General features: G+C 66.6%; 15 protein-coding genes. 7 read left to right on the forward strand and 8 right to left on the reverse strand.

Features of this window, described 5'->3' with window-relative positions:
* Positions 1-265: 265 nt before the first annotated feature.
* From BMZ43_RS17475 to BMZ43_RS17485, 3 genes are all read right to left on the reverse strand, one after another.
* Positions 266-1891 carry an ArnT family glycosyltransferase gene (locus BMZ43_RS17475; protein ID WP_093255258.1) on the reverse strand — a complete coding sequence of 542 codons (1626 nt, stop codon included), beginning with the start codon at positions 1889-1891 and terminating at the stop codon, positions 266-268.
* A gap of 442 nt (positions 1892-2333) precedes the next feature.
* The gene (hisN, locus tag BMZ43_RS17480; protein WP_059316217.1) at positions 2334-3140 is read right to left on the reverse strand and encodes a histidinol-phosphatase; all 807 of its coding nucleotides are present in this window, start codon (positions 3138-3140) and stop codon (positions 2334-2336) included.
* 2 nt (positions 3141-3142) lie between these two features.
* Complete coding sequence (locus BMZ43_RS17485; protein ID WP_068383669.1) at positions 3143-4093, reverse strand: adenosine deaminase; 951 nt, start codon at positions 4091-4093, stop codon at positions 3143-3145.
* Between the two features lie 228 nt (positions 4094-4321).
* On the opposite strand from BMZ43_RS17485, the gene BMZ43_RS17490 reads away from it, so the two are divergent.
* The 3 genes from BMZ43_RS17490 to BMZ43_RS17500 all read left to right on the forward strand — a co-directional run bounded on the left by BMZ43_RS17490 (position 4322) and on the right by BMZ43_RS17500 (position 7220).
* Complete coding sequence (locus BMZ43_RS17490; RefSeq protein ID WP_256563000.1) at positions 4322-5422, forward strand: acyltransferase family protein; 1101 nt, start codon at positions 4322-4324, stop codon at positions 5420-5422.
* A gap of 118 nt (positions 5423-5540) precedes the next feature.
* Positions 5541-6647, forward strand: coding sequence for a calcium:cation antiporter (locus BMZ43_RS17495; protein ID WP_093255264.1), 1107 nt, complete (start codon positions 5541-5543; stop codon positions 6645-6647).
* Positions 6648-6656: 9 nt separating this feature from the next.
* Positions 6657-7220, forward strand: a complete 564-nt coding sequence (locus BMZ43_RS17500; RefSeq protein ID WP_064307531.1) for a DedA family protein — start codon at positions 6657-6659, stop codon at positions 7218-7220.
* Positions 7221-7488: 268 nt separating this feature from the next.
* Here BMZ43_RS17500 and BMZ43_RS17505 read toward each other — a convergent pair whose 3' ends face one another.
* A complete protein-coding gene (locus BMZ43_RS17505; RefSeq protein WP_093255267.1) occupies positions 7489-8508 on the reverse strand; it encodes a branched-chain amino acid aminotransferase in 1020 nt (339 codons plus the stop codon).
* A 386-nt stretch (positions 8509-8894) separates the two neighbouring features.
* On the opposite strand from BMZ43_RS17505, the gene BMZ43_RS17510 reads away from it, so the two are divergent.
* Entirely contained in the window at positions 8895-9386 is a 492-nt protein-coding gene (locus tag BMZ43_RS17510) for a hypothetical protein (RefSeq protein ID WP_177344823.1), read from the forward strand.
* A gap of 4 nt (positions 9387-9390) precedes the next feature.
* Here BMZ43_RS17510 and BMZ43_RS17515 read toward each other — a convergent pair whose 3' ends face one another.
* Both BMZ43_RS17515 and BMZ43_RS17520 read right to left on the reverse strand, forming a co-directional pair.
* Positions 9391-10434: a zinc-dependent alcohol dehydrogenase family protein gene (locus BMZ43_RS17515; protein WP_093255270.1), complete on the reverse strand. Its 1044-nt coding sequence runs from the start codon at positions 10432-10434 to the stop codon at positions 9391-9393.
* 94 nt (positions 10435-10528) lie between these two features.
* Positions 10529-11221: a 3'-5' exonuclease gene (locus BMZ43_RS17520; protein WP_093255273.1), complete on the reverse strand. Its 693-nt coding sequence runs from the start codon at positions 11219-11221 to the stop codon at positions 10529-10531.
* 188 nt (positions 11222-11409) lie between these two features.
* Here BMZ43_RS17520 and BMZ43_RS17525 point away from each other — a divergent pair, with 188 nt between their 5' ends.
* Positions 11410-13764 carry a DNA polymerase II gene (locus tag BMZ43_RS17525; RefSeq protein WP_371913886.1) on the forward strand — a complete coding sequence of 785 codons (2355 nt, stop codon included), beginning with the start codon at positions 11410-11412 and terminating at the stop codon, positions 13762-13764.
* Between the two features lie 162 nt (positions 13765-13926).
* The gene (yghX, locus tag BMZ43_RS17530) at positions 13927-14817 is read left to right on the forward strand and encodes a YghX family hydrolase (RefSeq protein WP_017638655.1); all 891 of its coding nucleotides are present in this window, start codon (positions 13927-13929) and stop codon (positions 14815-14817) included.
* Positions 14818-15352: 535 nt separating this feature from the next.
* On the opposite strand, the gene BMZ43_RS26935 is transcribed toward yghX, so the two are convergent.
* A complete protein-coding gene (locus tag BMZ43_RS26935; RefSeq protein WP_064308459.1) occupies positions 15353-18694 on the reverse strand; it encodes a PAS domain S-box protein in 3342 nt (1113 codons plus the stop codon).
* A 244-nt stretch (positions 18695-18938) separates the two neighbouring features.
* Here BMZ43_RS26935 and BMZ43_RS17540 point away from each other — a divergent pair, with 244 nt between their 5' ends.
* A complete protein-coding gene (locus BMZ43_RS17540; RefSeq protein WP_051226123.1) occupies positions 18939-19322 on the forward strand; it encodes a response regulator in 384 nt (127 codons plus the stop codon).
* On the opposite strand, the gene BMZ43_RS17545 is transcribed toward BMZ43_RS17540, so the two are convergent.
* Entirely contained in the window at positions 19319-19711 is a 393-nt protein-coding gene (locus BMZ43_RS17545) for a response regulator (protein ID WP_017638658.1), read from the reverse strand. The genes BMZ43_RS17540 and BMZ43_RS17545 overlap by 4 nt on opposite strands.
* Positions 19712-19780: the final 69 nt, after the last annotated feature.

Genomic DNA, 19780 nt, shown 5'->3' on the forward strand with positions numbered 1-19780 from the left:
TTCTTGTAGGTTGGCGCTGAGCGCAGCGAAGCCCAACGGTGCCCAAGGCCAGCCCCCGCGTGTTGGGCTTCGACGATGGAGCTGTCTCAACCCAACCTACAAGGGGAATGGGTTCTTGTAGGTTGGCGCTGAGCGCAGCGAAGCCCAACGGTGCCCAGGGCCAGATCCCGCATGTTGGGCTTCGACGATGGAGCCGTCTCAACCCAACCTACGTGGGAGCTGAAGCTACCGTAGGTTGGGTTGAGCGTCAGCGAAGCCCAACGTCTCAAGGCACCCTCGGCGACACCATGAAGGCGCGGAAGCGCTCCTTGAGATTGCCGGGCCGTGCGCCCTGCCAGAGCAGCTGCCAGCCTGGTGGTACCGCCACGGCTTCGTGCCATTCGTCCTGCACCACCAGCACCTGGCAGGGCACCTGGCGCAGCGCGGTCAGCTCCACCGGGGGATAGCCGGCGTAGACGTGCAGCATGGAGCGCTCCGATTCGCCCAGGCCGTAGCTGGCCACGCAATCCGTCCGTGGCAGCACCCGCTGCAGCGCGGTGAACGGCCGGGCATAGCCGTTGCCCAGGTCGACCCAGGGTAGCCAGAGGCTGTTGGCCAGACTCCAGCTCACGGTGAGGCCGACGAACCAGAGACTGCTGGGTGCCAGGCGTCTGTGCAGCCCTAGCGCCAGTCCCCAGCCGAGCAGCGCCAGCGCGGCGAGGATCCAGGCCAGCAGGCCTACCGGCAGCCGTTCAGTGAGCGGCAGATGGTCCCGGACCAGCGCTGGCCAGGGCAGCGGCCAGCCCAGCGCCAGGCCGAAACCGCCCAGGGCCAGCAAGGCGATGATCGGCGTCCAGAAGGCCAGCCCGAGGGTGCGCCCAAGGGCGGCGAGTACGGGCGGAGGCTGCAGGCGCGCGGCAAGCAGCGCCAGGGCCGGAAACAGCGGCAGCAGATAGAGGCTGCGGAACACCGCCGACTTGAGCAGCACCGCCAGGCAGACGATGGCATAGAGCACCACCGTAGCCAGTCCTGGATGCCGACCCAGGCGCTTCAGCGGGCTGCCGCCACTGCGATACAGCTGCCAGAGCGTGGCGCCGAGCAGGATCAACCCGGTAGGAAAGGACAGCGCCAGCAGATCCGCCAGGCTGGAAGCCAGGCCATCGGTATCGCTGTTGCGCACCTCCAGGCCGAAGAAGCGGCCGATGTTGTTGATCCACAGCCAGGTATGGAACAGCTCCGGCGCCCGGTGCCAGAGCAGCGCCGGCCAGACCAGCAGCCAGGGCAGGGCGGCCAGGCTGGCGGCGAGCAGCCAGCGACGCCCTTCCGGCTCGACCAGCCGCCGCGGCCAGCAGAGCGCGCAGAGCAGTCCGGTGAGGCCCAGCACCCCGGGCACCAGCAGGCCCTTGCTCATGAAGGCGATACCCAGGCCGCTGCCGAACAGCAGGCCCTGGCGCCAGGGGTGGCGGTTGTCGTGCAGGTGCGCGGCCAGCCCGGCGAGGCCCAGGGTGGCGCCGGCCAGCTGAGGCACGTCGGCGATCAGCAGATGACTGTGCTGCACCACCCCGAGCATGCCCAGCAGGGCGAGCACCGCCTCGCGCTGGCGGCCGGGCAGCAGTCGTCCGGTCAGCCAGGCAAGAGCGGCCAGGGTCACCAGCATCCAGCCCAGTACCGCCAGCCGTGCACCGTCGGGCGCGCTCAACCAGGGCGCGGACAACCGCGCGGCCAGGGCGCCGGTCCAGTACATCAGCGGCGGCTTTTCCATGAAGGGCGCGGTACCGACGCGAGGAGTCAGCCAGTCCGGGGTGGTGAGAAAATTCCACACCATGCCGAAGGAATAGGGCTCGTCGGCCTTCCACAGTCCACGGCCGAACAGTCCGGCGAGCAGGTAGGCGGCCAGGCAGCCGAGCAGCAAGGCCCGCTCCAGCTGTGCGGCTCTTGGGGAGGCAGGGGAAGAAGAGGGGAGCACGGCAGAGACTCTTGGCGGAATCCTGCCGGTATACGGGAGTTGGCTTAGAGGGGGCTTAAGAGGTTGCCCGAGGCAACGTGCATGGGTACGGCGGGGCTGACTGATTCTCCGCCGATATTGCTGTTCCTACGGAAAACGGAGCACTGCCAATCGCGGCCATGGGCCGCTCCTACAGGTCTAGTCGAACCTGTAGGAGCGGCCCATGGCCGCGATTGCTGAGGGTTAGCTATAGGGCCCTGGCGGGTTACAGAGGGCTGCTGGTGGTTCTTGTCTCGAACAGCCTCTCCCCCAAACCTCGATAAGCAGCCAGAGCGCCGATAAGCCAGGCTGGACGAACTGTAATGTTGGGCTTCGCTGCGCTCAGCGCCAACCTACGAAAGTGGGCGTCCTAGGCCAGGTGCTTGAGCCTTTCCACCAACTGCGCATGCAGCGCCGGATCACCGCAGGCGAGGATGGCACCACCCTGCTGGGCATCGCCGCCGTCCCAGGCGGTCATGCGGCCGCCGGCGCCTTCGATGATGGGGATCAGCGCCTGGACATCGTAGGGCTGCAGGCCCGCCTCGATGATGACGTCGACGAAGCCCGAGGCCAGCATGCAGTAGGCGTAGCAGTCACCGCCGAAGCGGGCCAGCTGCACCTCGGCGGCCACGGCGTCGAAGGCCGCCAGACGCTCGGGGGTGTCGAAGATGTCGCGGCTGGTGCACATCAGCCGGGCCTGGGCCAGGCTGGCGCAGGCGCGGGTGCGCAGGGCCGCGCCGTTGCGCCAGGCGCCGGCCGGGGTGCCCAGGTAGCGTTCGCCGGTGAAGGGCTGGTTCATCACCCCGATCACCGGGCGGCTGCCGTCGTTGAGCGCCACCAGGGTGCCCCATAGCGGCAGGCCGGTAATGAAGGCACGAGTGCCGTCGATGGGATCCAGCACCCAGCTCAGGGGACTGCTGCCGGCGACGTTCTCTTCTTCCTCGCCGAGGATGCCGTGATCCGGGTGCTCGGCCTGGATGAGTTCACGCATGGCCCGTTCGGCGGCCTTGTCGGCGATGGTCACTGGGTCGTAGCGGCGGCCGGCGATGGCAGCATCGCCCTTGTCGTCCACTGCTAGCTGGGCGCGGAAGTAGGGCTGGATGGCCACGGCGGCGGCATCGGCCAGGCGCTCGGCGAAGCGTTCGTAGTAGGAGATCTCGGCAGCGGTCAGGCTCATGCTCATTTCACCAGGCGGGCGTCGAGGCTGTTCTGTGCCAGGCGCTGGGCCTGTGCCTGGGTCATGCCCAGGCCTTCGTGCAGGGCCATGAAGTTCTCGGTGACGTAGCCACCGAAGTAGGCTGGATCGTCCGAGTTGACGGTGACCTTGAGGCCGCGGTCGAGCATCTTGAGGATGGTGTGCTGGCTCATGTCGTCGAACACGCAGAGCTTGGTGTTGGACAGCGGACACACGGTGAGCGGGATCTGCTGGTCGACCAGGCGATCCATCAGGCGCTCGTCCTCGAAGGCGCGCACGCCATGGTCGATCCGCACCACGCCGAGCTGGTCCAGGGCTTCCCAGATGTACTCCGGCGGGCCTTCCTCGCCGGCGTGGGCCACGGCCGGGAAACCCTCAGCGCGGGCACGGGCGAAGACGCGCTTGAACTTGCTCGGCGGATGACCCTTTTCCGAGCTGTCCAGGCCGACGGCGACGAAGTGGTCGCGAAACGGCAGCGCCTGGTCCAGGGTGGCCTGGGCGGCGTCTTCGGAGAGGTGACGCAGGAAGCTCAGGATCAGCCCGCTGGTCACGCCCAGCTGCCGCTCGCCGTCGCTCAGCGCCTGGGTGATGCCACGTACCACCACTTCGAAGGGAATGCCGCGATCGGTGTGGGTCTGGGGATCGAAGAAGGGCTCGGTGTGGATGACGTTCTGTTCCTTGCACTTCTGCAGATAGGCCCAGGTCAGGTCGTAGAAGTCCTGCTCGGTGCGCAGCACGTCGGCGCCGGCGTAGTAGAGGTCGAGGAATTCCTGCAGGTTGCCGAAGTTGTAGGCGGCGCGCAGGGCTTCGACATCACCCCAGGGTAGGGCGACGCCATGGCGCTCGGCCAGCTTGAACAGCAACTCGGGCTCCAGGGTGCCTTCCAGGTGCAGGTGCAGTTCGGCCTTGGGCAGGGCATTGAGCCAGTCGTACATGGGAGCCTCGGGATAGCTTGAATCAGAAAAAGATGGACGATTGTCGCACGCTTTGCCGGGTTTTCCGCAGGCATCCGGGTTCCCGCTGACCGATGTACGGTGGTTTGGGCGGTCAGAAATTCCCAGCGTTCCACGCTTTGGGCCAGCAAAGGGCCATAACGCCTGCATTGGGTCTGGATCTGACTACAATCGGGACGCATGGCTCCAAACACCAGGCGTGAGGTATCCGTGCAGACCGTTCAGGATTACGTTGGCGGCAAGAACAACAATCTCAATCTGATTCGCATGATCGCGGCGCTCGCCGTGGTCTTCAGTCACAGCTTCGCTATCTCCAGTGGCACGGCCACGGCGGAACCGGGACGCGAGAGCCTGGGCATGACCCTGGGCGACATTGCGGTCGACATCTTCTTCATCACCAGCGGCTTTCTGGTCACCAAGAGTCTGCTCAGCCGCGCCGACATCATCGACTTCGTCTGGGGCCGCGCCCTGCGCGTGGTACCGGGCCTATTGGTGATGCTGGTGCTGACGGTGCTGGGCCTGGGTGCCTGGCTGACCCGGGCACCCTTGCAGGATTACCTGAGCGATCCCCAGACCTGGTTCTATCTGTTCAAGAACACCGGCCTGATCGCTGGCGCCGAATTCGACCTGCCCGGGCTGTTCGAGGGCAATCCCTTGCAGACCATCGTCAATGGCTCGCTGTGGACGCTGCCTTTCGAGGTGGGCATGTACGGCGCCCTGGCGCTGCTCTGGTTGTTCGTGCTCTGGCTGCGGCTGGACAGTCGCCACTTCCAGCGCGCCATCCTGCTGTTCGCCGTGGGCGCGGCGCTGTTCAAGCTGTTCGCCTACTATTTCTTCGCCAGCGAATCGCACCTGCTGCGGCTGTTCCAGATGTTCTTCCTGGGCGGTGCCTTCTATGTGCTGCGTGGCTACATCCCCCTGTCACGGGCGGCCTTCGTCGTCGCCGTGGCGCTGCTGGCGGTGGCGATGCCCGACCGCGACAGCTTCTACCTGGTCTACAACCTGACGCTGGGCTATGTGCTGCTCTATCTCGCCTTCGTGCCGGCCGGCCGCATCCGTGCCTTCAACGAAGTGGGTGACTACTCCTACGGCCTCTACATCTACTCCTTTCCCGTGCAGCAGACCCTGGCGGCGGTGATCCCCGGCATCGAGGCCTGGACCATGGTGCTGCTTTCCATCGGCATCACCCTGCCGCTGGCGGTGGTGTCCTGGTTCCTGGTGGAACGCCATGCCCTGGGCTATCGCCAGGCCTGCGCGACCGGCACCAAGGCCGTGTGGAAGCGCCTGGCACCGCGTGCTCGGGTTGGCTGAGCGGCCTGTCAGGCGGCGGTAGCCTGGGTGGCCAGCGCCGGGGTGTAACAGGATGCGAGCCTTTTGCCCTCCAGGGCGGTCGTAACAAGGCATTGCTCAACCAAGGACGCTCCTTTCCATGCTCGCCGCCCTCAAAGACGAAACCCTGCTGCTGGTCGCCATCGGTGCCACGGTGCTGGCCTATGTGTTCGAACACGCCCTGCTCGGCGGTGGCCAGACCCTGGCGCTGATCGCCGCCGGCGGGTTGATCGCTGCCATCATCTGCGCGGCCATGCGCGTGGCCCATCACGCCGAACTGCTGGCGGAAAAGGTCGGCGATCCCTATGGCACCATGATCCTGACGCTCTCCGCCGTGCTGGTGGAGGTGATCATCCTGGCGATCATGATGAGCCACGACCACTCGCCGACCCTGGCCCGCGACACCATCTATGCCGCAGTGATGCTGGACATGAACGGCATCATCGGCCTGACTGCGCTGCTCGGGGGCCTCAAGCACGGCGAGCAGGCCTACAACGATGACTCCAGCCGCAGCTACGGGGTGATGATCATCACCGCGGTGAGCATCTCCATGCTGGTACCGGAATTCATTCCCTCGGCCCAGTGGCACGTCTATTCCTTCTTCACCATCGGCGCCATGGCGCTGCTCTATACCCTGTTCCTGCGCATGCAGACCGGCCCGCACAGCTATTTCTTCAGCTACAACTACCCGGACAAGAAGCGCAAGCGCCCGGCGGCCGAGGGCGAAGCCGCCACCGCCGGCCATGGTGAAAGCAGCGCCACCCTGTCCATCGCCATGCTGATCGTCGGCATCGTCGCCACCGGAGCCCTGGCCGAGGTGATGTCCAAGTCGCTGGATACTGGGCTGGAAGGCCTGGCCGTACCGGCCCTGGTCCCGGCGCTGGTGGTGGCGGTGATCTCCGCCAGCCCCGAGATCCTCACCGCCCTGCGCGCGGCCATGGCCAATCGCATGCAGTCGGTTATCAACATCGCCCTGGGCGCCAGCCTGTCCACGGTGATCCTCACCGTACCGGTGGTGGAGGCCATCGCCCTGTACAACGGCCAGCCGATCCAGATGGCCATGACGCCGGTGCAGACGGTGATGATGGCCGTGACCCTGATCGTCGCCGCCATCAACCTCAACGATGGCGAGACCAACGCCATTGAGGGCATGACCCACTTCGTGCTGTTCGGTACCTTCATCATGCTGACCATCCTCGGTCTCTAGGGCGGTGCCATGATCGACAGCGAGGTCATCAGCAACTACGGCTACGGCGCGGCGGTTTTGGGTGCTCTGGTGGAAGGCGACGGCGTCGCCATCCTGGCCGGCATCGCCGCGCGCCACGGCTACCTGCTGTTTCCGCTCACGGCGCTGTGCGTGGCCCTGGGCGGCTTCATCGGCGATCAGACGCTGTTCTACCTGGGTCGCCGCTACGGCGACCGCATCCTCGGCCGCTTCAAACGCCAGCAAGCGCGCATCGACTGGTTGCGCAGCCGCATTCATCGCCACGAGGCCCTGTGGATCATCGGCATCCGCTTCGCCTATGGCTTCCGCCTGATCGGCCCGCTGCTGATCGGCGCCAGCGGCGTGCGGCCGCGGCGGTTCCTGTTCTTCAACATCATCGGCGCCCTGCTGTGGGGCTTCGTCATGACCGGCATCGGTTATGCGGTTGGGGAGATCCTGCGGGACTTCTTCGCCGAGCATCATGTGTCGACGCACTGGTTGATCGCGGCGGCGATCTGCGTGGTGGTGCTGTTCATCGGCGCCCGCGCCGTGTTGCGGCGGCGGGAGGGGGTGTAGGGGGCTTTGTAGTTTGGGTTGAGCGGAGCGAAGCCCAACGGTGCGTAGACCTGAACCTCGCTGGAATCGCGGCCATGGGCCGCTCCTACGGCAGCTGGTCATCCTGTAGGAGCGGCCCATGGCCGCGATAGGTGAGTCGCCAGCGAGGCGAAACGAGTTTCGGCAGATCGCTCGATAAACAGCCAGGGCGGCGGCAATGGCATCAATCTGATTTACCCAAACGAAAAAGGCGCCCTGAGGCGGCTTTTTCACACTAAACCAACCCAAGTCAGACCTTGACGATCCAACCCTCCGGAGCCGGCTTGTCGCCGGTCTGGATGCCGGTCAGTTCCTCGTACAGCTTGCGCGTCACCGGGCCGACGTCGGTCAGGCTGTGGAAGACGTGCAGCTTCTCGCCGTACTGGATGCCGCCAATGGGGGTGATGACCGCCGCGGTGCCGCAGGCGCCGGCTTCGACGAACTGGTCGAGCTGGTCGATAAAGACGTCGCCCTCGACCACGTCCAGGTTCAGCCGCTCGCGGGCCAGCTCCATCAGCGACATGCGGGTCACGCCCGGCAGCACGGATTCGGAGCGCGGAGTGACGAACTTGCCGTCGCCGGTGATGGCGAAGAAGTTGGCCGAACCGACTTCCTCGATCTTGCGATGGGTCAGGGGATCCAGGTAGATGCAGTCGGCGAAGCCTTCGGCCTTGGCCTGGGCGCCGGGCATCAGGCTGGCGGCGTAGTTGCCGCCGACCTTGGCGGCACCGGTGCCCTGGGGCGCGGCGCGGTCATAGCCGGAGATCACGAAGTTGTGCGGGGTCATGCCGCCCTTGAAGTAGGCGCCGACCGGGATGCCGAATACCACGAAGTGGAACTCGGGGGCGGTGCGCACGCCGATGTTGTCACCCACGCCGATGACGAAGGGCCGCAGGTAGAAGGCGCCGCCGGTGCCGTGGGGCGGGATCCAGGCCTCGTTGGCCTTGACCACCTGCTGGCAGGCATCGATGAACATCTCGGTGGGGACCGGCGGCATCAGCAGGCGGGCGCAGCTCTTGTGCATGCGCGCGGCGTTGCGGTCGGGGCGGAACAGGTTGATGGAGCCGTCCTGGCAGCGATAGGCCTTGAGGCCTTCGAAGCACTGCTGGCCGTAGTGGATGGCCGTGGAGCCTTCGCTGATGTGCAACTGGTTGTCGCGAGTCAGCTCGCCGGGTCCCCAGCTGCCGTTGCGATAGGTGGCGATATAGCGGAAGTCGGTCTTGATGTAGTCGAAACCGAGGGTCTTCCAATCGATGTCCGCAGCGCTCATAGATCCTCGCAGTGCTCTCCGGCGGTTTGGCCGGTCGTTTCGTGGTCGGGCCGTACGCCTCACTGGCGACGGTTAAAAGGGGTGGACGAGGCGGGCTCGTCGCTAGGTTCTGTATGAAAAGTCGCCGAGCGAAGGTCAGGCAAGGCAAAAATCAGCGAGGAAGCGGAGTTTACGAGTGGTAAATGAGCATTCCGAGCTGATTTTTAACGCAGCATTACCGAGCGCAGGCACTTTTCGTACAGAGCCTAGACTGTGAAAGATACCGCTTATCCGGACCTCTGGGGGCACCTTTCAGCCAATCGGGTCTCCAAAGACTGAAGCTGGCCCTTTGCCGCCTCTGCCTGTTGCTTCAGGCTGGGTGTGCGGGTCGCCACCAGGAGTCTGTTTTGAAAACAATAATGGCGTTGCTGGGTGCCCTGACCCTGCCAACGCTCACGGCGCAGGCCGCCGGCATCTTCACCGACAAGTTCGACACGGCGCTCAATCGTCGGGTCATCGAATGGCGTGGGGCACCCTCGTCCGACGGGATCGTCTTCAGCGTAATCGCCAGCCAGTTCAAGACCAGCGCCGGCAACGCCACCACCGATTTCCGCACCCAGCTGTCTACCTTTGGCGACAAGGTGCGCTTCCACGGCTGCAGTGCCAGTCGCTGGGAAATGAACGGCCAGCTCTACCTGCCACTCAAGGGCCAGTACCGCATGGCCGGGCTGGACGAGCGCTACGGCGAGTATTTCATCGGCCAGCCCAGCCGCCAGGACCTGGAATGGGTGGCCATGAATACCCGGGTCAATTATCGCCTCTGCCGCCTGCGCGCAACCCTGTCCGCCGAGGACCTGCAGGGGCTGCGCTGGGTGTTGCAGGCGGCGGAGTCCGGCTAGCGGGCTAGTCGAAGCGGGTGATGACGGTCACCCCGGTACCTTCGAACCTGTCCATGTGCATCAGGGCCTCGCTGGACTCGGCCAGGCTGATCTCGCGGCCGATCAACCGCTCCGGTGCCAGGGTGCCCTGGCGCAGCATGGCCATCAGCACGTCGTAGCGATGGGCCTGCATGCCGTGGCTGCCGAGGATTTCCAGCTCCTTGGCGATCACCAGATTCATCGGCAGCGCCGGCGTCGCCTGGTCGCCCAGCAGCAACCCGACCTGAACGTGCTTGCCGCGCTTGCGCAGGCTGGCGATGGAATTGAAGCAGGTGGTGGGGTGGCCCAGGGCGTCGAGAGAGACGTGGGCACCGCCGCCGGTGAGTTCCTGCACCGCCTCGGGCACGCTGGCCACCTGGGTAGCATCGAGGGTGGCCACGGCCCCGAGGCTGCGGGCCAGGGCCAGCTTGTCGGCGGTGATGTCGATGGCCACCACCTGGGCGCCCAGGGCGCTGGCGATCATGATCGCCGAGAGCCCGACGCCACCGCAGCCGTGCACCGCTACCCACTGGCCGGCGCTGACCTTGCCCTGGTCGACCACGGCGCGAAAGGACGTCACGAAGCGACAGCCCAGGCTCGCCGCCGTGGCGAAGTCCAGCTGCTCGGGCAGGCCGACCAGGTTGAGATCGGCCTGGTGGATGCCGACGTACTGGGCGAAGGAGCCCCAGTGGGTGAAGCCGGGCTGGAACTGATGGTCGCAGACCTGCTGGTGGCCGGCATGGCACTGCGGGCAGGCGCCGCAGCCACCGACGAAGGGCGCCGTCACCCGGTCGCCGACCCGCCACCTCCTGACGTCCTTGCCTACCGCCTCGACCACCCCGGCCAGTTCGTGGCCCGGCACATGGGGCAGTTCGATGTCGGTGTCATGGCCGACCCAGCCGTGCCAGTCGCTACGGCAGACGCCGGTGGCCATGACCTTGAGCACCACGCCGTGCGGCTCGGGGGTAGGGTCCGGCACCGTGCACAGGCAGGGTGGCGCGGAAAAGGCTTCGTAGACGACGGCTTTCATAGCGGGGCCTCGGGTGGGATGAGACCTCCAGTATGGCAAGCCGCGCGAATCTAGCCTGTCTGCTTGCCGGTGCGGCCGGCGGACTGCCGCTCGGCTAGCCTGCCAGGGCCTGCAGCCCGCTCCAGGTAGCCGGCGCGTCCTCGCCCAGCGCCTGCACCAGGGCGGCCTTGAGGCGGCAATCGGGCAGGGCGCGGTGGGTTTCCTGCACGGCGACGCCCTGCTGGCGAGCGGCCATGGCCAGGGACTTGCGCCGCCAGCCGTCCTGGCTGCGGCTGTCCAGACTCGGCTCCTGCCAGAACTGGGCATAGAGCTGCATCAGGCAGTGCAGGCGGGTGCCATCCACCAGTTGCACCGGCGGCGTCTCCCGCTCCAGTTCCGGCGGCAGCGCCAGACCGTGGAGCTGGGCATCGTGCCCGAGCAGGCGATAGTCGAAGGCCATGCCATAGGCCAGCACGGTGCGGCCCTGCAGCAGCGGCCAGAGCTGGGCGAACACCTCGGGAAAGGAAGGCGCCTGGCTCAGGTGGGCATCGGTCAGGCCGTGGATCAGGGTCGCCTCGCGCGGCACGGCGATGCTGGGGCGCACCAGGGTATCGAGCAGCACCCGGCCTCCGAGGGTCATCACCGCCACTTCAATCAGCTGGGCCTCTTCCCCCAGACCGGTCGCCTCGGTATCCAGCACCAGCACGTCCTGCTCCAGCCAGCGACGCGCCTGCTCGCGCACCCGCATTTGCTGGGCGTTGTAGCCGGTGACGGCAGCGGTGGAAAAAGACGACGACAAGGAATTCATGACACGGCCTGACAGCTGAAACCAAGGGTGCGCCCAAGAGCTGGGGAATCGGCTCTACGACGGGTGTGGGCATTCGATGCAAGATCATCGCCACAGGACACAGGCCGTTCGGCGGGAGCGACGAGCGGACCACCCGGCGCGCCGGGGTCGCCGGCGCGGTCTGGCCTTGCGAGAATGGGCCTTCATCCATGTCGAGGAGCGCTGCTGCTTTGGCCGCCGTCCAGGGTTTCTTGCTGACACGCCTCTGGCGCGAGACTTCCACCGGGATGGAGCTGGTGTTCTGGTTCGCCACCGACAGCGGTCCGCGCCAGCTGCGGGTGCCGGCGCAACAGGCCGTGGCCTTCGCCCCGGCCGCGCGACGGGCGGACATCGAGCGCCTGCTGCCGGCCGGGGTGGAGATCCGCGAATTGGCGCTGCAGGACTTCCAGCGGCGCCCCGTCCTGGGGCTCTATGCGCCGCGCTATCGCACCCTGCGCGAACTGGAGCAGCGCCTCCCCGCCGCCGGCATCGAGGTCTACGAGACGGACATCGCCCCGGCGGATCGCTTTCTCATGGAGCGCTTCATCACCGCGCCGGTGACGCTGCCCACGGCAGACGGCGGGCCACTGCGGCCCGATCCCGACTATCGCCCCTCGCTGCGCACCCTGTCGCTGGACATCGAGACCAGCGAGCGCGGCGAGCTCTACAGCATCGGCCTGCATGGCTGCGGCCAGCGCCAGGTGTACATGCTCGGCCCGCCCACCGGGGAGGATGCGGCGGTGGACTTCGACCTGGAATACGTCGCCGACCGCGCCACCCTGCTCCAGCGTCTCAACGCCTGGATGGCGCGCCATGATCCCGACGTCATCATCGGTTGGAGCGTGCTGCAGTTCGACATCCGCGTGCTCCACGAACACGCGCGCAAACTGGGCGTGCCCCTGCACCTGGGGCGTGGTGCACTGGAGGACGATCGCTACGAACCCGGCGGCCAGGGCCGGCCCTTCCAGGCGCTGCTGGCCGGGCGGCCGATCATCGACGGGGTGGAGGCACTCAAGTCGGCGACCTGGGTATTTCCCTCCTACAGCCTGGAGAACGTCAGCCGTACCCTGCTGGGCGAAGGCAAGGCCATCGACAATCCCCACGACCGCATGGCCTCGATCAATCGCATGTTCGCGGGCGAAAAGAGCGCCCTGGCGCGCTACAACCTGGTGGATTGCGAACTGGTCACCCGCATCTTCGCCAAGACCGAGCTGCTGCGCTTCCTCCTGGAACGGGCCAGCGTCACCGGCCTGCCGCTGGAGCGCCATGGCGCCTCCATCGCCGCCTTCTACCATCTCTATCTGCCGTTGATGCACCGCCAGGGCTTCGTCGCGCCCAATCTCGGTGCCCAGCCACCCGAGGCCAGCCCCGGTGGCTTCGTCATGGATTCCCGGCCCGGGCTCTACGACTCGGTGCTGGTGCTGGACTACAAGAGTCTCTATCCCTCGCTGATCCGCACCTTTCTCATCGATCCGGTGGGGCTGGTGGAGGGCCTGGCATTGCCCGAGGACGAGACGGTGCCGGGCTTTCGTGGCGCGCGCTTCCACCGCACCCGGCACTGCCTGCCGGAGATGGTGGCGCGGGTCTGGGAGGGGCGCGATGCCGCCAAGCGCGCGGGCAACGCGCCCCTGGCTCAGGCGCTGAAGATCATCATGAACAGCTTCTATGGCGTGCTGGGCACGCCGCACTGCCGTTTCTTCGATCACCGCCTGGCCTCGTCCATCACCCTGCGTGGCCACGCGGTGATGCACCAGACCCGCGAGCTGATCGAGGCGCGTGGTCATCGAGTGATCTATGGCGACACCGACTCCACCTTCGTCTGGCTCGGGGCTGCCCATGAGGAGGCCGAGGCCGAGCGTATCGGTCGCGAGCTGGTGGCGGCGGTCAACGCCCACTGGCGCGAGTGGCTACAGGCGGAGCTGGGGCTGGAAAGCCATCTGGAGCTGCAGTACGAGACCCACTTCAGCCGCTTTCTCATGCCTACCATTCGCGGCGCGGAGGAGGGCAGCAAGAAGCGGTACGCCGGGCTCAGACCCGGAGCCGACGGCCAGCCCGAGCTTGTGTTCAAGGGCCTGGAAACGGTACGCAGCGACTGGTCGCCGCTGGCCCAGCGCTTCCAGCGCGAGCTGTACCTGTTGATCTTCACCGGTGAGCCCCATGAGGACTATGTGCGCGACTTCGTCGCCCGCACCCGCGCCGGCGACCTCGACGACCTGCTGGTCTATCGCAAGCGCCTGCGCCGACCGCTGGAGGAGTACCAGAGCAATCTCTCGCCCCAGGTACGCGCGGCGCGCCTGCTGGAGGCGGAAAACGCCCGGCTGGGACGCCGCAGCCGCTTTCGCCGTGGCGGCTGGATCAGCTACCTGATCACCACCGCCGGCGCCGAGCCGGTCGAGCTGCCCCATGCACCACCCGAATACGATCACTATGTACAGCGCCAGTTGGCCCCGGTGGCCGACGCCATCCTGCCCTTCGTCGGCGACCGCTTCGACCGGTTGCTGGATCGGCAGATGGGGTTGTTCTGAACAGGGCGGTCGTTTCGAAGCGTTGATCGCCGAGCTGCACGCCCAGCGCGGCACCCGCGCGAGGCCATGGCATAGTCAGACGATTCGCGGCACACTCGGGGGCCACCGGGGCGCCTACCCAGCTGGGCTGGCGGTCCCCTTTCCCGCCAGAGGAGCGCTGCGATGACCCGCCTCACCGCCCAGGATTTCTCGCCCGAACTGCTCGAACTCTATGACTTCTATGTCCACGGTCGCATCAGCCGCCGCGACTTCCTCGACCGCGCCGGGGCCTGTGCCGCGGTGCTGGGGCTGTCGGCCACCGGCGTGCTGGCGGCGCTGAGCCCCAACTATGCCCTGGCCAGCCAGGTGGAATTCACCGACCCGGACATCATCGCCGAGTACGTCTATTACCCCTCGCCCAAGGGCCATGGGCGGGTGCGTGGCTATCTGGTGCGGCCGGCCAAGGCCAGCGGCAAGGTGCCGGCAGTGGTGGTGGCCCACGAGAATCGTGGCCTCAATCCCTATATCGAAGACGTGGCCCGGCGTCTGGCCAAAGCGGGCTATCTGGCGCTGGCACCGGACGGCCTGACGTCCATGGGCGGCTATCCCGGCAACGACGACAAGGGCCGTGAGTTGCAGCAGCAGGTCGATCCGGCCAAGCTGATGAACGACTTCTTCGCCGCCGTGGAAACCCTGATGAGCCACGAATTCAGCACCGGCAAGGTCGGTATCACCGGCTTCTGCTATGGCGGTGGCGTGGCCAACGCGGCCGCCGTGGCCTATCCCGAGCTGGCCGCGGCGGTGCCCTTCTATGGACGTCAACCGCGCGCCGAGGAGGTGGCGGCGATCAAGGCGCCGCTGCTGATCCACTACGCCGAAAACGATCCGCGCATCAACGAGGGCGCCGCCGCCTACGAAGCGGCGCTCAAGGCGGCCGGCAAGACCTACGAGGTGCAGCGCTATGCCGGCACCAACCACGGCTTCCACAACGACTCCACCCCGCGCTACGACGAGGCGGCTGCCCAGCTGGCCTGGCAGCGCACCCTGGACTGGTTCGGGCGTTACCTGGCCTGAGCGCTCTGGGCTATCCCGGGTGCCGGGATCCCATGCCGTAGCGTTTTCCACGGGCGGGGCCAACCCGAAACGCTGGACAAGGAGGCGTTAGCCCGTCGCGACTGGTTGGGCGGGAGGCACCGTTGGGCTTCGCTGCGCTCAGCGCCAACCTACGCGAGAGGCCGGACCATGGTGGCTACCGACGTAGGTTGGGCTGAGACTGCGTCATCGTCGAAGCCCAACAGGCCCCCGGCTGAGCCTCGGCCCCGTTGGGCTTCGCTGCGCTCAGCGCCAACCTACGCGAGAGGCCGGACCGTGGTGGCTACCGACGTAGGTTGGGCTGAGACGGCGTCATCGTCGAAGCCCAACAGGCCCCCGGCTGAACCTCGGCACCGTTGGGCTTCGCTGCGCTCAGCGCCAACCTATATGAGAGGTCGAACTGCGGTGGTTGCTGACGTAGGTTGGGCTGAGACGGCGTCATCGTCGAAGCCCAACAGGGCCCGGGCTGCACCTCGGCACCGTTGGGCCTCGCTGCGCGTAGCGCCAACCTACGGAGTCAGGTCCCTTCGATCAGATCGCGGATGCGCACCGCCAGGGCGTCCATGGCGAAGGGCTTGGTCATCACGTGCATGCCGGACTCCAGATGGCCGTTGCCGACCACCGCGTTCTCCGCGTAGCCGGTGATGAACAGTACCTTGAGGCCCGGGCGGCGCTGGCGGGCGGCGTCGGCCATCTGCCGGCCGTTCATGCCGCCGGGCAGGCCGACGTCGCTGATCAGCAGGTCGATGCGCACATCGGATTCCAGCAGTCGCAACCCGGAGCTGGCATCCGCCGCTTCCAGGGCGGCGTAGCCCAGTTCTTCCAGCACCTCCACCACCAGCATCCGTACCGTGGGTTCGTCATCCACCACCAGCACCGTCTCGCCGTGACCCTGGCGTGGCAGCGCCGGTTGGCTGGCGATGAGGTCCACACCCGCCGCCGTTTCGCGGTGGCGCGGCAGGAACAGGGTGACGCTGGTGCCCTCATCGACCTGGGAATGGATGCGCGCCTGGCCGCCGGACTGGCGCACGAAGCCGTAGATCATCGACAGGCCGAGCCCGGTGCCCACGCCGATCGGCTTGGTGGTGAAGAAGGGATCGAATGCCTTGGCGATCACCTCGGGCGGCATGCCGCAGCCGTTATCGGTCACCGAGAGGGCGATGTATTCGCCCGGCTCCAGGTCGCGGACCCGGGCCATGCGCGCATCCAGCGCCCGATTGGCGGTCTCGATGAAGATGCGGCCACCCTCGGGCATGGCATCGCGGGCATTGATGCAGAGGTTGAGCAGGGCATTTTCCAGCTGCGGCGGATCGACCAGAGTCGACCAGAGTTCGCTGCTGGCCACCACCTCGATCTGGATCGCCGGACCCACCGTGCGGCGGATCAGGTCTTCCATGCCGGCCACCAGGCGATTGACGTCGGTGGGCTTGGGATCCAGCGTCTGCCGGCGGGAAAAGGCCAGCAGCCGGTGGGTCAGGGCGGCGGCGCGGATGGCGGCGCCCTGGGCGGCGGTGGTGTAGCGTTCAAGGTTGTTCAGCCTACCCTGGCCGATGCGCACCGTGAGCAGGTCCAGACTGCCGACGATGCCGGCGAGCAGGTTGTTGAAGTCGTGGGCCAGGCCGCCGGTGAGTTGGCCGACCGCTTCCATCTTCTGTGATTGGCGCAGCTGTTCTTCCAGCAGCGCCTGGGTCTCCGCGGCGTCCTTCTCGCGGGTGATATCGCGCCCGGCACCGGTGACGTGCTCCTGATCGGTATCTAGCGACAGCGTCCAGGACAGCCAGCGCCAGCTGCCATTCGCCGCCTGGACACGATTCTCCACCCGGGTCGGCAGGCCGCTGCGGCGCAGGTCGTCCAGCGCTACCAGCACCCCCGGTAGATCGTCGGGGTGAATGAGTTCGGTGTAGGGGCGGCTGAGCAACTCGGCCTCGGAATAGCCCAGGCCGCGCGACCAGGATGGACTCACCCGCAGCAGCTGCCCGGCGAAGTCGGCGGTGAGCAGCAGGTCCTCGCTGAGCGCCCAAAGCCGGTCGCGTTCGGCGGTGCGCGCCTGGACTTCCTGGCTGAGGCTGAGATTCTGCGCCTGGATTAGCGCCTGGGCGTCGCGCTGGACGGTGACGTCCTGGGCGAAGACATAGAAGCCATCCACCGCGCCGCGCCCATCCCGCCGCGGCCGATAGTGGATGTCGGCGATGCGTCGCCGGCCGTCCGGCCAGGCCCAGGGCAGATCCAGCCGCGCCGGGGTGCCGTCCAGGGCGGCCTGGATGGCCGGGCGGCGGGCAGCGAACAGCTCCGGCGCGAAGACCTCGGCCATGCTGCGACCGAGGATGCTCTGCGGCGCATCCTTGAACCACTTGGGCGCCTCGACGTTGGCGAAGCGATAGATCAGGTCGCGATCAACGAAGGCGATCAGGCAGGGCAGGGTGTCGGCCACCAGGCGCAGATTGAGTTCGCTGTCGCGCAGGGCACGTTCCGCGGTCAGCCGCGCCGTCGCCGAGCGGGTGCGATTGGCGACCTCGCGGATGAATTGCAGCTCGGCCGGCGTCCAGCGCCGCGGCTGACTGGAACCGACATAGAGCAGGGCCACCAGGTTGCCGTGCTCGAACAGCGGCAAGTTGACCAGGGCACGGGTCTCCAGGCGTTGCAGCGCCGCGAGGTTGTCACGGGCGCGCGGGTCCGCGTGCACATCCTCGATCACCACGGTTTCGCCGCGCTTGAAAGACTCGCTGTAGCTGCCGTAGTCGTGGAAATTCAGGGTGCCCATCAGGCTGCGGGCGCCCGGGATCGTCCAGTCGCGCCCCACGGTGATGGTCTCGGCCTCGGCGTCCACCAGGCCATAGCCCACCAGGTGGGCATCCAGGCTGGTACCCAGGGTGGCGCAGGCGAGGTCGGTGACGGCTTCGATGTCGCCCAGCTGGCTGAAGCCTTCACCGAGTTCGGCCAGGGCCCTGCGATAGCGCTCTTCGTCGCGGGTCGCCTGGGCGGCCTGCTCGCGCTCGGTGACATCCAGGAACAGCACCAGAAAGCTGTCGGGACCGGCCTTGTGCGCATGGCCTTCGTACCAGCGCCCGTTGTGCTGGAATTGCCGCACGTAGCTGAACGACTGGCCGGTATCCACCACCCGGGTGAAGTCTTCCACCCAGAGGTCTTCGAGATCGGGAAACAGGCTGCGCGCGGTCTGGCCGACCGCCTGTTGCGCACTCAAGCCGAAGTGCGTGCACCAGGCCCGGTTGACCTGGTCATAGCGCCAATCCCGGCCGCGGCCCTGGTCATCGCGCAGGATGGTGCCGAGGATGAAGCCCTCGTCCAGTTGCTCGAACAGGCCACGCCAGTAGCGCTCGCTCTCCGCCAGCTGCTGCTGTACCTCGCCCACGTAGCGCTGGCTGTCGCGCAGGGCCTCGCCGGCCAGGTGCTGGGACGTGCGGTCGCGGAGGATCTTGACGAAGCCGGTATGGGTACCGGCGTCGTCGTGCAGCGGATGCATCTCGCCACTGGCCCAGAAGCGAGTGCCATCGCGGCGCAGGTGCCAGCGCTCGTCCTCGGCACGGCCGTCCTGCAGGGCCAGCCGCATTTCCAGCGAGGCGCGGCCGCTCTGGTTGTCTTCCGGGGTGAAGAAGCGCTCCGCCGGTGCACCGCGAATCTCCGCGGCGGTCCAGCCCAGCAGGCGCTCGGCGCCGCTGTTCCAGTCGGCGATCACTCCGGCCGGATCGAGCACGATCATGGCGAAATCGATGGCGCCATCGAAGATTGCCAGGCGTCGTTGGGCGTCCTGGGGCGGCAGCGCGGTGCACTGGTCGAGCGCGGCGCGCAGGCGGCGTACTTCGGCCTGGAGTTCAGCGTGAGAGAGAGCGGATTCAGCCATGGGATCTTTCGAACAGGTGGGCAGCGAAAGCAGACGGCGGTGACGTCCAGCGAGAGCCTTAGAGTAAGAGAGTCGGGCGCCGGCCAGCGATCTGCCGGCACCTTTTTCCGACAGACAGGGAATTAAGTAGCCGCTGCGGCATCAGACAAGTGCCAGTACCAACCGGCCAGCCGTCCATCCGAGGGTTGTGATCCAATTCGAGTAATTTCGGTCTATTTAGTCGTACTAATGAAGTAGCGTTGCCATGACCGATGTAGTTTCTTCCGCAGCCGTTACCACTGTGCTGGTCGTCGAAGACGATCCCGTACTGCGCTCGCTGGCGACGGAGGTGTTCGAAATGGAAGGCTACGCCGTCCAGTCGTTCGACACCGCCGATGCCGCCTGGTGCTGGTTCGAAGCCGATCCATTGCCGCCCGATCTGCTGTTCACCGATGTGCGCATGCCCGGTCGGTTGGACGGGCTCGCCCTGGCCAAACAGGTCCGCCAACGGTTTCCACAGTTGCCCATCCTGGTGTCCTCTGGATACACCGGCCAGCAATATGCCGAACGCGAAGACCGGGCGCTGTTCCTGCCCAAGCCCTGGACCATCGACCAGTTGCTGAAGGCCTGCGGGCAGCTGGGCGTCTAGTCGCCTGCCTGACGCGCTCGCGCCAGGCGTACCGCCGAATCCACCTCATCCAGCGTCCAGGGCTTCTGCAGGAAGATCACCTGAGGGGGCAACGTGGTGGTGATTTCGTAGCCGTAGCCGGAAGTGATCACCATGGGCAACTCGGGCCAGCGCTGCAGCAGCATCTGCGCCAGCTCGCCGCCGCGCAACTGGCCGGGCATCAGGTGATCGGTAACGACCAGGGCCGGCGCTTCCTGGCATTGCAGCAGATGCACCAGGGCATCGTCGGCATTGTCGAAGCGGGTACAGGCCCACTGCAATTGTTCTTCGAGATGATTGCCCAGCAGCTCGGCGAGCAGACTGTTGTCTTCGATGACGACGGCATAGGGCAGGGCGGTAGACGAAGTCATCGGGACATCCGGAACGCGATGAGGCAATTCCGGAAGTCTAGCAGAGCCCTGTCGGTCTCAGTCTGGCTT

Source organism: Pseudomonas sp. Snoq117.2, assembly GCF_900110545.1.
Lineage (GTDB): Bacteria > Pseudomonadota > Gammaproteobacteria > Pseudomonadales > Pseudomonadaceae > Chryseomonas > Chryseomonas benzopyrenica.

Coding starts and splice junctions, on each gene's coding strand:
- BMZ43_RS17520 (WP_093255273.1), bottom strand. CDS start 11,221: ATGAATTCCTTGTCGTCGTCTTTTTCCACCGCTGCCGTCACCGGCTAC.
- BMZ43_RS17495 (WP_093255264.1), top strand. CDS start 5,541: ATGCTCGCCGCCCTCAAAGACGAAACCCTGCTGCTGGTCGCCATCGGT.
- BMZ43_RS17485 (WP_068383669.1), bottom strand. CDS start 4,093: ATGTACGACTGGCTCAATGCCCTGCCCAAGGCCGAACTGCACCTGCAC.
- BMZ43_RS17540 (WP_051226123.1), top strand. CDS start 18,939: ATGACCGATGTAGTTTCTTCCGCAGCCGTTACCACTGTGCTGGTCGTC.
- BMZ43_RS17505 (WP_093255267.1), bottom strand. CDS start 8,508: ATGAGCGCTGCGGACATCGATTGGAAGACCCTCGGTTTCGACTACATC.
- BMZ43_RS26935 (WP_064308459.1), bottom strand. CDS start 18,694: ATGGCTGAATCCGCTCTCTCTCACGCTGAACTCCAGGCCGAAGTACGC.
- BMZ43_RS17515 (WP_093255270.1), bottom strand. CDS start 10,434: ATGAAAGCCGTCGTCTACGAAGCCTTTTCCGCGCCACCCTGCCTGTGC.
- BMZ43_RS17525 (WP_371913886.1), top strand. CDS start 11,410: ATGTCGAGGAGCGCTGCTGCTTTGGCCGCCGTCCAGGGTTTCTTGCTG.
- BMZ43_RS17545 (WP_017638658.1), bottom strand. CDS start 19,711: ATGACTTCGTCTACCGCCCTGCCCTATGCCGTCGTCATCGAAGACAAC.
- hisN (WP_059316217.1), bottom strand. CDS start 3,140: ATGAGCCTGACCGCTGCCGAGATCTCCTACTACGAACGCTTCGCCGAG.
- yghX (WP_017638655.1), top strand. CDS start 13,927: ATGACCCGCCTCACCGCCCAGGATTTCTCGCCCGAACTGCTCGAACTC.
- BMZ43_RS17500 (WP_064307531.1), top strand. CDS start 6,657: ATGATCGACAGCGAGGTCATCAGCAACTACGGCTACGGCGCGGCGGTT.